This is a genomic window from Pantoea sp. X-Soil-YNGN-775 (assembly GCF_059730575.1).
The window spans coordinates 59,584-72,596 of the sequence record NZ_AP035946.1 but is presented as its reverse complement, the minus strand read 5'-3'; the positions used below and the strand labels follow the sequence as shown (position 1 = coordinate 72,596).

The following is a 13,013-nucleotide window of genomic DNA, read 5'->3' as shown; positions in this document are numbered from 1 at the left end:
CTGTATTAGCCCATTTCGGGCTTTTCCGGAGCCTGAACCGATGCAAAATAACACCACACACTCTTTATCTCTGAGCAAAGTTCCTGCCGTCACCGCGGCTTTCTGGTTGACCAAGATCGCAGCAACCACGCTGGGTGAAACCGGCGGCGATGCGGTCACCATGTCGATGAATCTGGGTTATCTCACCGGTACTCTGATTTTCGCCATCATTTTTTTAATTGCGGTTGTGGTGCAGATTAAACGTCACAGCTTTAACAAATGGATCTACTGGTTTACCGTCGTGGCCACTACCACGGTCGGCACCACGCTGGCGGACTTTGCCGATCGCTCGCTGGGAATAGGTTATCTGGGCGGTACGCTGCTGCTGAGCACGCTGCTGGTTCTCTCTCTGTTTATCTGGCGCATTACCTGCGGCACCATCGCCGTGAGTTCCGTCAACAACGATATTTCAGAGTGCTTCTACTGGATTACCATCATGTTTTCTCAAACGCTGGGCACCGCGTTAGGTGACTGGACCGCAGATAGCGAAGATCTGGGCTACGACGGCGGGATTCTGCTGTTTGTTGGCGCACTGGCCATTCTCTGGGCCGCCAGCCGCTTTACTTCGCTTTCGCGGACTGCACTTTTCTGGGCGGCTTTTATCCTGACCCGCCCGCTGGGCGCGGTAGTAGGCGACTTGCTGGATAAGCCGGTGGCATCCGGCGGCCTGGCACTGAGTCGTTATAGCGCCTCACTGACGCTGGCGCTGATTATCATCGCGATTCTCTGGCTGCTGCCTCAGCGCCCGGCGATGAAAACCGCTGCCGCTAACGGATAAAAAATCGGCAGTGTTGCCGGCGACGCTCACAGGGTGTCAACAGATTCGCGGCCGCCAGCAATGGCGGCTTTTTTCATTATTTCGTGTAAGCCGGAAAGTATCATCGCTGCGCAGGCTGTAACGCCTTAATGAAGTCCTGCTTGTCGTTCAGCGCCAACACTGTGGTATCCGGCTTCAGGCGAAACGGCGTGCTGCAATAGCCACTTTCCCGCTCCTTCAGTTACGGCTTAATACCAGCTTCAGGCCTGCAAAGGCGAAGCAGCAGGCTAACAGCGCATCAAGCCCACGCCGGATACGCCGGTAAAAAGCGCTCATCACGGCGGTGGAGAACAACAAGGCATAGCCGCAGAACACCGCCACGCAAATAGCGGCACAACCGCAGAGGATCATCGGCAAAGCGGCAGCGGCGGCACCCGGCTTGAGCGCGACGGACATGATGGCAACCCAGGTGAGGATGGCTTTTGGATTACCGATATGCATCAGGATGCCCTGACGGAACAGCTTGCCATAGGCAACCTTCTCATCGCCTGGCGCAAACTGAGCCTCGTCCGGTCGACGAAGCGCCGATTTGCCCGCTTTGAAGGCAAGCCACAGCAGATATAACCCCCCGCCAATTTTCAACACGATCAGCAGTTGGGCGAAGGTTGCCAGCACGGTCAGCACGCCGCAGGCCGCCAGCAGCGCCCACAGCATGGAACCGCCGATTACCCCACCTGCCAGTGCCAGGGCAGCGCCGCGACCTTTTTTCATCGCTGTCCCCATAATCGCCATATTACTCGGCCCAGGGCTGGCCGTTGCGACCAAGTAAGTGGTGTAAATCAGGATCAACTCGTGCGAAAGCGCCATGTTTGCCTCGGTTGTCAGATGGAGTGCCCGTTGCCACTTTATACCGGCTCGCCTGAAAATCCAGCCTCCCGTCTTGTTTAGTATTAATGGATAACGCGACCTGATACATCCGATGATTTCCCGGGCTGGGGAAGGTGTGATCAGCGCGCTGCGGTTAACGCCGACGATGGAGATTGCCTGCTGACCCACAAAATCAGTAAAGCAACAAGCACAGCGTGCCGATAACATTCCTCTCCGTGTTCAGGGAAAAGCGCTTATGTCGTTATCTGCAAAATGGGTATTACCGCTAGCTGCGTTAATGTTATCAGGCTGTTCTGCCTTACTTCCGTTGAATTATAAAGATTATTCCGGTCCGGATGCCGCGACTCTGGTGCTTCAGCAGAGAGAAGATCAGCGCGGGATGCTATACGTCTCTTTTTATGAGAAAAAAGGAGACTGCTACGATCGCATGGAACGCTATCAGTTGAACCCTGATATGTGGGATATGAATCAAAAGCTCATCACCCATAAATTGCCGCCGGGTAAACTGATCGCTGTTCAGCAAATTTATAGTGCCGCTCCGGCCCGGTTTAATATGACCACTTATACGACTTATACCGGTATACAGTGGATTCCGGTGATCTCACAGCCCGGGAAACGCTACTACTTTGCGGTTAATTATGGCGTACGCGAAATTCCTGCCGATTATGCCATCAGGTCAGATACCGATCCGCGCAAGGTGTTTAGTGAATTTAAACAAATTCCGCAACCCAACTGGGATGCCAGCAAGCGTTGCCAGCATCTGATCGGTGGAAGCTAACATTACCCGGCAGTGAAACCGGATGCTGCTGGCGGCCAATCGTAACCGCCGCATTACCCTAAAAAGGCCCGGAGATGGCGATCGCCGGGCGTGCTGTCAGGCTTTAGATGCGCAATAACGGGCTTCAGGTTTATCGAGAAAACAGAACAGCAACTCGTTCATTTCCCGGTAATCTTCGGCACGCAGCTGCTCCGCCGTGTTGACGAAGCTCAGGCAGGTCGCCTGGCAACTGGGCTTCTCCTGCCCGGCCGCTTTTGCTGCTGCTTTTCGCGCTATTCCGGGCGTGACCCCGCGCGAGTACCTGCTGTAGCATTCAGCCTGAAGGCGAAAGCTGAAATAAATTTGCTGCTGAATCGGCGAGCAAATGCCCGGTTCAGCGTTGAAAGTACCGGCAGACCGTGACGTTTTTACCACTGCGAGCATCCGGCCGATGCGCAGGTAAATTTTAACCCTGTCATATCAGGCGCTGTCCTAATACAGCAGATCAAGCTGTTCCGGTTCGCCGATAAGCCGCAGAGCGCCCTGACTATCTCGCTTAAAAAACGCCTGATAACGCACCTTATCCACTCCCATCACCAGATTATCAACATCCGTATTGGCAACACGTACTGACTTATTTTTCGCCCAGTCGGGGAGCGCCTGAATATAATATGTAAAGGTCACGTCAATAAGGTCGGGGTTATTTTTCGAGACACTGTTGATCGATCTTACGCGCATCCTGCCATAGCATAAATCATGATGTTTAGTGAATGACGCCCGGCCATAAGCGGTGAGCGACCAGATTTTCTTGCCGGTTTTTATCCGGGAAGTAACCAGTCCCGCATCATCAAGCGCTTCCATTTTTGCATTAATCCAGCTATTACTGCCGACGGTTATTGCAACCGGCCACTGCGTTTCACCGAGACAAAGCGGCTGTTGATTCAGTGATTGCTGTATCAGTTCACGATATAACTTTTCATCACTTGCCTGACTGCAAAGTGGCAGCAGCAAAACCCCGATTGCCGCCTTGTATTTCATCGGAACTTTTCCATCTCCAGATGCTGAAAGGCTTCATCAACGTCATCAAAATTCTGTTCAGTGAGGTAAAGTCCTGCTGACTCCCAGTAAAATACCGACGTTCCCGGATCGCTGCGATTTTCCTCTAATCTGAATCGTGAAAATTTTACCGGGGATTTATCGGTAAGGTCACCGCCGCCCTCGGCATATTTGACCGCCCTGATAAGATAAATTTTGTCTTTATCGCGATGGAGTTCAATCCCACCCACCTTGAGTGCTGAAGCAGACAGTTTTAAGTCTGTCCAGGTAAAGCCATCGTCATCCGGGACCGGCACGATAAACCAGTTTTCGCCCTGTCTGATAAAGATGCTGAGGGTTTCACTGGGATGTGAGGTGTTATTGTCATAGGTGGCGGAAAAAACAGCGTCTGCTATGCCATCGCTATTTAAATCGATGCTGTTCAGACCGCTATTCAGATCAATGCGGGTATTGACCTGTGATAAAGCCGGAAGGCTTATCAAAACAGCCGATAGGATGATAAAAGTCCGTCTCAGTGTGATCATGTACTTATCCGTATGAAGTCCGTGTCCAGTAACGCCAGACCTGCGCTGCACGTGGGCACTGCCTGCCCGGTTGTCCCGCTTGATGAGACTGCTGCAGGCCACGTTGCGTCCTCTGAGTGAGTCAGCATATTACCGCTAGCGGTAAGTAAATTCGCTATTAACGTTAATCACGCTGGTTGAATAACTCAGAGAGCCAGTCAATGAATACCCTGACTTTAGGCGGCAGGTAGCGTCGGTCAGGGTAGAGAATAGAAACCGGCTTTGTCACCGTTGCGTAATCCGCTAACACCTCCGTCAGCCTGCCGGCTGCGATGTAAGGCTCTAACGCCGTACGCAGTGCCTGGAGAATACCGAGACCTGCCAGGCCACAGGATAACAATACATCTGAATTGTTAACCCGCAGACTGTCTAACGGACGCCGTGAAACCACCTCACCGTTAACCACAAATTTCCAGTCCTGGACATCGCGGCTGTGTTCACTAAAAAAATGCACCGCCTTATGATCGGCAAGATCATCCGGCGTTCTAGGGGTGCCATAGGTTTTCAGATAGGACGGCGCTGCACAGGTCACCATCTGCAGGTCGCCGATACGCCGCGAAATAAAATTTGAATCCGCCAGTTCACCGAGGCGAATGACACAGTCAACGCCTTCGGTAATCAGATCGGTCAGACGATCTGAAGCCGTTAAGACAATGGTGATCTGCGGATATAAAGCCTGAAAATCCGCCAGCCTGGGTATCAGGATGCTGTGCGTCAGGGCCAGCGGAGCATCTATGCGAAGCTCGCCATGCGGCGGCTGACTGGGCGAATAAGAGGCCATCATTTCGCCGACATCGGTCAGGAGCGCTTTGGCACGCAGATAAATTTCCTCTCCTTCGGCCGTCACACTCAGACTGCGCGTGGTGCGATGCAGCAGTTTGATGCCCAGCGTATCTTCCAGTTGCTTCACCGACTTACTGACCGCAGGACGATGTAACTGCAGAGCGTCAGCGGCGCGGGTAAAGCTGCGTAGCTCAACCACCTGAACAAAAATGTCCATCAGCTCAAGCATGTTCGGGCGCACTTGTTTTTAACTCCGCTGCAATCTAATGACCAAAATTGTGATAGTGCAGAGTATAACCCATCCGGATTGTTTCTCCTGCAGTAACACTGACGATCTTTTTGTTGGCTTTTTAGCCGCAATCGCTTTGCCTGGCATTGCCCTCTCTGTTACAGACACACAGGAAATGACGGCAATAAAAGCTTGGTTATTAAAAGATTTTGGTCTTGAAAACTTAAAACCCGAAGAGGATGAGACGCCTGCTCCAGGTCCGGGTGAGCTGCTGATAAAGTTCCTCAAAACCTGATCCCGGTCTCTGATGCGACCGGAACCGTGGTGGCAACCGGTGAAGGGGTAACCCGTTTCAGCATCGGCGATCGCGTTAACTCACATCTTTATTCCCGCTGGCTGGATGGCGAACCGGCTGCCGATGAACCGGCCTGGTGTATTGGCATGCCGTTACCCGGTGGCCTGGCCGAATATATGATTCTTCATCAGGACAGCGCCGTGAAAGCGCCAGACAACATGACCGATGAGGAAGCCTCTACCCTTCCTATTGCCGCCCTGACGGCATGGTACTCACTGATGGATATTGGCAACCTGCAGCCCGGACAAACCGTTCTGGTACAGGGAACCGGCGGCGTTTCGGTTTTTGCTGCTCAGATAGCGCATGCCTACGGCGCTCGTGTGATTGCAACATCCAGCAACGACGCCAACCTCGATCGGATTAAAGCGCTCGGGGCGGATGAGGGAATTAACTATAAAAAATATCCTCAATGGGAAAGCAAAGTGCTGGAACTGACCGAGGGTAAGGGTGCTGACGTAACGGTGGAAGTCGCCGGCGGCAACGGCATCAACCAGTCGATTGCGGCGACCAAAGTGGCCGGAACGATAGCTCAGGTCGGGTTTCTGACCGGTCAGGCGGCGCAGCTGGATTTGATGCCGTTAATTTTTCGCCAGACGACAATCCGTGGCATTGCGGTTGCCCCCCGCTCCTCGTTTGATCGGATGAATTCCTTCCTGAACAAACATAATATCAAGCCGGTTATTGAACAGGTTTACCGCTTCAACGAGGCAGTAGAGGCTTTTGAGCATCTCTCGCGTGGTGCTTTTGGCAAAATCGTTATCAAAGTGGCTGACTGATAACCAGGCCGGGCGAGAATCTGGCAGTTTTACTGGCTGCCAGATTCAGTCGCACGCCTCAGGGTTAAACTCTGGTAACCGTGTCTGATCGCTCAACAGCTAACCTGTTGCACAACGGTTGTGAGAACCTGTGACAGCCCGCTTAATGCCCGCAGCGGACAGGAACAATAACGCGCGCGTGAAGATAAACCGGACTAGATAGAATCTTCTTTTTCAATAACCAGCACGCGCGCTTCGCCTTGTGGATGGGCAACATGCTCGGTGCCTTCGCTGGCATAAAAAATATCTCCGGCGTTCATTTGCCTGCTTTTAACTTCACCGTTTTCTTTGTAGAACATCTCAACACAACCCGCCATAACCGCAAAAACTTCCTGCCCGTCATTGATATGCCACTGGTAAGGTTGATCGGTCCAGTGCAGTTTGACGCTGATATTATCGAAGCTGGCAATAGGTTGAGCATCCCAGGCTTTTGCAGCGGTAAATTCCTTACTGCGATAAAAATTCATCTTTACTCCTCCGGTAGCGCCGTTTTTATTACCTAAGCCCAATGAATAGCAAACCGGATTAAATTATTCTATCTTGCCAACCGATCCTGTCCCGTTCTGGACTCTATCGGTCCGCTTTTCGCCTGAAGCAGAGAGTCAGTCCGGCGCAACCTGTCTCCTGATTGCTGATACCGGGCTGGCTTGCTGTGGCGCATTGCGGAAAGCAGATTGCCGCTGACCTGCCGGATTGCTGATCGGCACTCATCCCGAACGCCTGAGTTACAGCAAGGCGACCCGGTCAGGTCAGGCGGAGTTATTTATGCGCAGACAACGAGTGACTACGGTTAGCCCGGAAAGCTGGCTTCATATCCCAGGCATTTTCGTTTCGCCCCACCGCCATGGCGAACAGAACACCACCGATGATCGAAAACAGTCCCAGCACCGCCCAGGCCAGCGTCATATCGGTTCCGCCAGCCAGATGCTTCAGATAACCGGCCACCAGCGGCCCGCCGAACTGGCCAATAAAATTGCTGCAGCCACCGACAAAGGCCACCGCCGGTACTGCCTTTTTGGTCGGCAGAATCTCGGTCAGACGCACGTAGACCAGCGGCACCAGCATTTTCATCGTCAGCCCGACAAACATAAACAGCATGATCTGCAGCCAGTAGAGCGAAGCGGGCACAAAGGCCGCAGCCGCCAGCGCGATGCCGCACAGCACGGTTGGAATGGCGGCGTGAAGACGGCGTTCCTGATTATATTTGTCCGATCGCCGGGTGATGTACCAGATGCCAGCCATGGTCATCAGGAAAGGTAAGCCGCTGATAAACCCCACCATAAATTCGCTGAGCGTGCCGTATCCCTTGAGCGCCGTCGGCAGCCACAGGGTAAATCCGTAAGCCAGCATGCTATGCAGAGAATAGCCAATCAGCATCAGCCAGAGTGCAGGAATGCGCAATATAGTCCACCAGGGGTCCGACTTTTCCTTCACGTAGTGAGCCTGTTCGGAAGCCAGATCGGCCTGAATCACCTCTCTTTCTTCCTGAGTCAACCAACGGGCAGACTGAATATTTTTGGGGATGCGATAAAACCACAGGATGCAGAACAGCCATGCCGGTGCGCCCTCAATCACCATCATCATTCGCCAGTCGTGGTGCGCCAGGATCCAGCCCGAAATCGGACCGGCAAGAAAGGCTCCGGCCCCCAGGCTAAGGTTCCAGATACCAAAAGCCCGGCCACGTTCACGCTTCATAAACCACTGTGCCAGAAACATTGCTGTCGCCGCCTGAATCGGCCCCTCTGCCAGACCAAGTAAGAAGCGCACCGCGATCAGTTCTGTTAAGTTTCGCGTCAGGCCGGTTGCCATGGCACACGCGCCGAACAGAAACAGGCTCAGTCCGATGACGCGTCGCGAGCCAAAACGCAGTGCCAGCCAGCCCGCCGTAAACTGCGTCGCCACGTAGCCCCAGGCAAATGCGCCGCCAAGCCAGCCCGCCTCGACCGGCGTGAGTTTCAGTTCAGCAACAATATGCGGCAGCGCCATGCCGATATTAACGCGGTCGAAAAAGGAGATGGTATACATAATAAAAACGGCGGGTAATATTATCGTCCAGCGTTTTTTTCCGATCGGCGTATTACCGTTGAATACATTGTCATTCATATTCACTTCCTCGTCTGGAACAGGTGTAGGGGGAGGAAATACTGAATTCAGATCCGTTTAAATATCAGCCAGCTGTTATTTATTATTTTTTGGTTGCGACGACAAAATAGTTCCGTCGCCCGAGCGTTTGAATTTTACGATGGGAGAACACCACTATTCAGTAATCACGGTGCGTGGCGCGAATGGCCGGTCCGCAATTTTGCGCTGAAGCGGTAGGGATGGCAGTTCACCCGCAGTTAAACACCGTCGCAAGCGTGATTAACGGCGGCGGCCTGCAGGTCATGCCTGCCAGCGGGTCAATCCGGCGGCGGCTTTCCCGATAATGCAGGAAATACCGCAGCGCGAACCTGTTGCGGCGCTGATGACCTGACCGATTCAGATGCCGTTCCCGCTACGCCTGCCGGTAAAACCAGCAGGCGTTATATCATCAGGTAAGCCGCGACTTATTCCGCCAGCGCCCGCATCTCTTTAATCAGATCCGATTTGCCCTCAAAGCCGATACCAGGCAACTCTGGCATAGTGATGTGCCCCGCTTCGACCTTCACCGAGTCCGGGAAACCACCGTAGGGCTGGAACAGATCCGGATAGCTTTCGTTGCCTCCCAGACCGAGACCGGCAGCGATATTGAGGGACATCTGATGGCCGCCGTGCGGAATGCAGCGTGACGGTGACCAGCCAAACTGTTTCAGCACTTCGAGGGTGCGCAGATATTCAACCAGGCCATAAGAGAGCGCGCAGTCGAACTGAAGATAATCGCGATCCGGCCGCATCCCGCCGTAGCGCAGCAAATTACGGGCATCCTGATGGGAAAAAAGGTTTTCACCGGTCGCCATCGGACCTGGATAGAACTCCGACAGCGCGGCCTGCAATGAATAATCCAGCGGATCGCCCACCTCTTCGTACCAGAACAGCGGATATTCACGCAGCATTTTGGCGTAGGCAATGCCGGTTTCCAGATCGAAACGACCATTAGCATCAACCGCAAGCCGCCCTTCACTGCCGATCTCGTCCAGCACGGCTTCAATCCGGCGGCGGTCTTCATCAATTGAGGCACCGCCGATCTTCATTTTCACCACGGTGTAGCCGCGATTGAGATAGCCGCGCATTTCCTGACGCAGCGCACTCAGGTCTTTACCGGGATAGTAATAGCCACCCGCGGCGTAGACGAATACGCGCGGATTAGCCTCAACGCCTTTCATTTCGGCCAGCAGACGGAAAAGCGGCTTGTTGGCAATTTTTGCGGTCGCATCCCAGATCGCCATGTCGAGCGTGCCGACCGCAACAGAACGTTCGCCGTGGCCGCCTGGCTTCTCGTTGCTCATCATGACATCCCAGATTTTGTGCGGATCCAGGTTGTCGCCACCGGCGTTCAGCAGGCTGGAAGGTTCGGCTTCCAGAATGCGATTGCGGAAACGTTCACGGATCAGACCACCCTGACCATAACGGCCGTTAGAGTTAAAGCCGTATCCCACTACCCGGCGTCCATCTACCTCAACATCTGTTACCACCGCGACCAGGCTGGCGGTCATTTTGCTGAAGTCGATGTAGGCGTTACGAATGGGTGAAGCAATCGGTTTGGTTATTTCTACAACATCGAGGATACGCATGTTTTCTCCGGCAGTTTTCAGTCAAATACGATTACGCTTAAGTCTCTGCGGCCTGCGCTGGCTCATGCCGGTTGTTTATGGGCATAATGCAGCAACGTGGTGATCAGTGGCCTAAGTGTGCTGTCTGAATTCATCCTAAGCAGTAACCGGACTTCGTTCTAATGCCAAAAAGGCAGGCTGTAATGCAAAACAGGCATCACTTAGAGTTAACATGGCTTGAAGACTGCGTTGCGCTGGCGCAGACGCTCAATTTCTCGCGCGCAGCAGCTGCACGATATGTGACACAGCCTGCATTCAGCCGGAGAATTGTCTCGCTGGAAGAGTGGCTGGGCACGCCGCTGTTTGAAAGAAATCGGCGTGGCGTCAGCCTGACGCGAGCCGGAGAGATCTTTGTCGCGCAAATCCCCGACCTGATCCGCGCGCTGTATACCCTGAGAAGTGAAGCTATCGACGCGGCAGGCGAAGCCAGACCGGACGTGATCTTTTCCGCCACCCACTCGCTGTCATTTTCTTTTTTCCCGACGCTGATGCGAAATAATGAAAAAATTGCCCGCTTTGGCTCATTCCGGCTGCTCTCTGATACCCTGAGCGCCTGCGAGCGGATGATCGAAAAAGGCGACGCGCAGTTTCTGCTCTGTTATTACCATCCGCATATGCACATCAATCTCGACCAGTCGAAATATCTCAGCGTCCGGCTTGGACGGGAAACCTTACTGCCCTATTCAAAGTGCGATCCTGATACCCGACAGCCGCTCTGGCAGGCAACGGGCGGGAAGAAATTCCCTTTCCTGGCCTATTCAGCCGAGTCCGGCCTCGGCAGGATCCTGTCAAATACCTCCCAGGTTAACCGCGCCAGACGGGGGATGGAGTTCGCTTTTACCGCCGATTTGGCGGCAACGCTGTTGGCGATGGTCAGAGCCGGCGATGGCATCGCCTGGCTGCCGGAAACGCTGGCCGCCCCGGACGTTGAGGCTGGCAGGATTAGCCTTGCTGCCGCTGAAGACAGCGCCCTCTGGATACCGATCGACATCCGGCTTTTTCGGCCAGCCGCGAGAATGTCCCGCGCGGTAGAGGCGCTATGGGAAATCTTTGTCGATGACCAGATTTAGTCAGCACAGCGACCCGCTGATTGAGGCGCGAACAGGCAGAGCAGACAAAGGATCTGGCGGTCGGTAGAGGCGAGTTTCAGTCGCGTCGTCTGAACGGAGATAGTGCGCCAGCCGGCGGCTGCTTTTACCGGCACAGCTCAGCCCTGCTGGCGGTGAAAGGTCGCACTAAGCCATTCAGCAAAGACCCTGACGCGGTGCTGGAAATCACGTATATTGCCCTCAGGTTGATGCGCGATAGCCATTAAATAATCCATTTCTTTGGTTAACGCCGGATAACGGGCAATGAATTTGATGCGATGCTGCTGGAGTGTGTCCGGCCAGTCAGCGTCTTGTTCGCCACGAAGAATGCTGGTTGCCCGAATGATCTTGCGGGCCGCAGCGCGCTGAAGCTGCAACTGTTTGTTTGGGTCAACAGAAGCATCCATTTCAGCAATTAACCGCTCCAGTACCGTCAGGAAATCACCATTAACCGCCACCGCGATGGCTTTTGACGGTTTAAAAGGCTGAAAGCGGCGACTGAGATCCTCTCCATAGACGCAGACACAGTGATGTCTGAGCCAGTATCCCCAGCTAAGCTGATTACCGGGATGCAGCACCTGTTGTAACAAGCCACAATCAAAATCGATTTTAGAGACAGCAGGATTATGCTGTTCAAGCTCAGACTGAACCGCCGCGAGTTGTGCTTTGGTCTCCTGCTCGGGTTGATGGTTGAAGATCAGCGTCATATCAAGATCGGACTTCCCGATGTTTGCCCGACCTTCAGCCACGCTTCCGTATACATACAGGCTGTGTATCAGCGCCGGAAAGCTGTGATGTAGCCGGTCCACAACGCATGCCACTACCGGTGAAAATGCAGGCTGCATTTCACTACGTATCGGCAACGTAATATCGCCATGACGATCAACGGCCATACATCCTCCCCTTTGGTGAGGTTATTCTGCCGAATACCCGACAGCCTGAACATTACGGATTAAAAAATATTACCTGACGCTATGATAAAAGCAGGCTTGCGGCAAACGCATTATGTTTTGATAGCGGTTCGCCTTATTAGCGGACTGAGGGAAGGACACTAAGAATACTCAGCTCAACAATGCTCTGTTCGATTTGATCAACTGAAAATTTTTGGAGAAAAGATAATGGAAGCGTTCAGCCAGCAGCGATTCGGAGTTCGTCTTGAGTGGGGTTTAATCTGCCGGTCACACACAGACATGATGGCTGGTAAGCCGGTTGTTGACATAGCGATGAATCATTAAGGCAGGCGGTTCAGCTACCGGGGGAATGTTTTCTGTTCCGAACCACACAGGATTGGCCGGGCAGACGGAGCCACAGATATAAGCTGGAATACCGGCAAACGTGCCCGCTACTGGCCGGTGGACATGCCCTGTAGCAATCGCCAGCAGCCTGACCGGTGCGTTTTTAATCAGCGTTTCCAGCGAATCTATTCCTCTGCACATCGATTCATCCAGGGTCGGGATGCCAGATTCAACGACGTGGTGATGCATAAACAGCAGCGCGGGTGAATTCCCCGCATAGTTGAGTTGTTTATCCAGCCATTCCAGATGCCCGTTCACGCTGCCATAATCCTGACCAGCAACGGTTGAATCCAGCCCTATTAATCTCAGCCCTCCAGCTTGATGACTAAAGTGCAAAGCTTGCGTCGGCGTATCAGATCTTCCCACACTTCCCCATCTCATGGCCATCAGATGGCGATCGTCGGAGTTTCCCGGCAGGACGAGTGAAGGATAATTCTGCCGTTCCAGCCGTTCAGCGATCTGTTTATCGCCTTCGCACCACCCGCCGTCTGTCAGGTCACCGGTAAGCACTAATATGTCCGGTTGCAGATGAGCCAGCCATGTCAGCACCTGTTCAAATCGCTGGAGATGATCATTTTCAGATGAGGCATGAATATCCGAAACCTGAGCTATCAGCATAACGTCCTTAATGGTTTTGAT

At 53.4% G+C, this 13,013-nt stretch carries 12 protein-coding genes and 1 pseudogene; 4 read left to right on the top strand and 9 right to left on the bottom strand.

What is annotated here, in order from left to right; genetic code table 11:
- Positions 1-40 precede the first annotated feature (40 nt).
- The gene (locus tag AC6I8I_RS20195; protein ID WP_312055589.1) at positions 41-817 is read left to right on the top strand and encodes a COG4705 family protein; all 777 of its coding nucleotides are present in this window, start codon (positions 41-43) and stop codon (positions 815-817) included.
- Between the two features lie 216 nt (positions 818-1,033).
- On the opposite strand, the gene AC6I8I_RS20190 is transcribed toward AC6I8I_RS20195, so the two are convergent.
- Positions 1,034-1,663 (bottom strand): LysE family translocator, encoded by a 630-nt coding sequence (locus tag AC6I8I_RS20190; protein ID WP_312055608.1) that lies wholly within the window; start codon positions 1,661-1,663, stop codon positions 1,034-1,036.
- A gap of 256 nt (positions 1,664-1,919) precedes the next feature.
- Between AC6I8I_RS20190 and AC6I8I_RS20185 the strand changes: the two genes are divergently transcribed.
- Positions 1,920-2,462 (top strand): hypothetical protein, encoded by a 543-nt coding sequence (locus AC6I8I_RS20185; RefSeq protein ID WP_312055588.1) that lies wholly within the window; start codon positions 1,920-1,922, stop codon positions 2,460-2,462.
- Between the two features lie 471 nt (positions 2,463-2,933).
- Here the strand turns inward: AC6I8I_RS20185 and AC6I8I_RS20180 are convergent, their stop codons facing one another.
- The 3 genes from AC6I8I_RS20180 to AC6I8I_RS20170 all read right to left on the bottom strand — a co-directional run bounded on the left by AC6I8I_RS20180 (position 2,934) and on the right by AC6I8I_RS20170 (position 5,072).
- Positions 2,934-3,479 carry an SEN1982 family lipoprotein gene (locus AC6I8I_RS20180; RefSeq protein WP_312055587.1) on the bottom strand — a complete coding sequence of 182 codons (546 nt, stop codon included), beginning with the start codon at positions 3,477-3,479 and terminating at the stop codon, positions 2,934-2,936.
- Entirely contained in the window at positions 3,476-4,021 is a 546-nt protein-coding gene (locus AC6I8I_RS20175) for a carbapenem self-resistance protein CarG family protein (protein ID WP_312055586.1), read from the bottom strand. The genes AC6I8I_RS20180 and AC6I8I_RS20175 overlap by 4 nt, the downstream gene beginning before the upstream one ends.
- A 163-nt stretch (positions 4,022-4,184) precedes the next feature.
- The gene (locus tag AC6I8I_RS20170) at positions 4,185-5,072 is read right to left on the bottom strand and encodes a LysR family transcriptional regulator (protein WP_497828912.1); all 888 of its coding nucleotides are present in this window, start codon (positions 5,070-5,072) and stop codon (positions 4,185-4,187) included.
- 184 nt (positions 5,073-5,256) lie between these two features.
- Between AC6I8I_RS20170 and AC6I8I_RS20165 the strand changes: the two are divergent.
- A pseudogene (locus AC6I8I_RS20165) lies at positions 5,257-6,203 on the top strand (zinc-dependent alcohol dehydrogenase family protein).
- Between the two features lie 194 nt (positions 6,204-6,397).
- Here AC6I8I_RS20165 and AC6I8I_RS20160 read toward each other — a convergent pair.
- The 3 genes from AC6I8I_RS20160 to AC6I8I_RS20150 all read right to left on the bottom strand — a co-directional run bounded on the left by AC6I8I_RS20160 (position 6,398) and on the right by AC6I8I_RS20150 (position 9,952).
- On the bottom strand, positions 6,398-6,709 hold the full coding sequence (locus AC6I8I_RS20160; RefSeq protein WP_312055582.1) for a cupin: 312 nt from the start codon (positions 6,707-6,709) through the stop codon (positions 6,398-6,400).
- Positions 6,710-7,001: 292 nt separating this feature from the next.
- On the bottom strand, positions 7,002-8,345 hold the full coding sequence (locus AC6I8I_RS20155) for an MFS transporter (protein ID WP_312055581.1): 1,344 nt from the start codon (positions 8,343-8,345) through the stop codon (positions 7,002-7,004).
- 443 nt (positions 8,346-8,788) lie between these two features.
- Positions 8,789-9,952 carry a mandelate racemase/muconate lactonizing enzyme family protein gene (locus AC6I8I_RS20150; protein WP_312055580.1) on the bottom strand — a complete coding sequence of 388 codons (1,164 nt, stop codon included), beginning with the start codon at positions 9,950-9,952 and terminating at the stop codon, positions 8,789-8,791.
- Positions 9,953-10,134: 182 nt separating this feature from the next.
- On the opposite strand from AC6I8I_RS20150, the gene AC6I8I_RS20145 reads away from it, so the two are divergent.
- The gene (locus AC6I8I_RS20145) at positions 10,135-11,061 is read left to right on the top strand and encodes a LysR family transcriptional regulator (protein WP_312055579.1); all 927 of its coding nucleotides are present in this window, start codon (positions 10,135-10,137) and stop codon (positions 11,059-11,061) included.
- A 137-nt stretch (positions 11,062-11,198) separates the two neighbouring features.
- Here the strand turns inward: AC6I8I_RS20145 and AC6I8I_RS20140 are convergent, their stop codons facing one another.
- Both AC6I8I_RS20140 and AC6I8I_RS20135 read right to left on the bottom strand, forming a co-directional pair.
- Complete coding sequence (locus AC6I8I_RS20140) at positions 11,199-11,972, bottom strand: nucleotidyltransferase domain-containing protein (RefSeq protein ID WP_497828795.1); 774 nt, start codon at positions 11,970-11,972, stop codon at positions 11,199-11,201.
- 285 nt (positions 11,973-12,257) lie between these two features.
- Positions 12,258-12,992, bottom strand: a complete 735-nt coding sequence (locus tag AC6I8I_RS20135; RefSeq protein ID WP_312055577.1) for a metallophosphoesterase — start codon at positions 12,990-12,992, stop codon at positions 12,258-12,260.
- Positions 12,993-13,013: the final 21 nt, after the last annotated feature.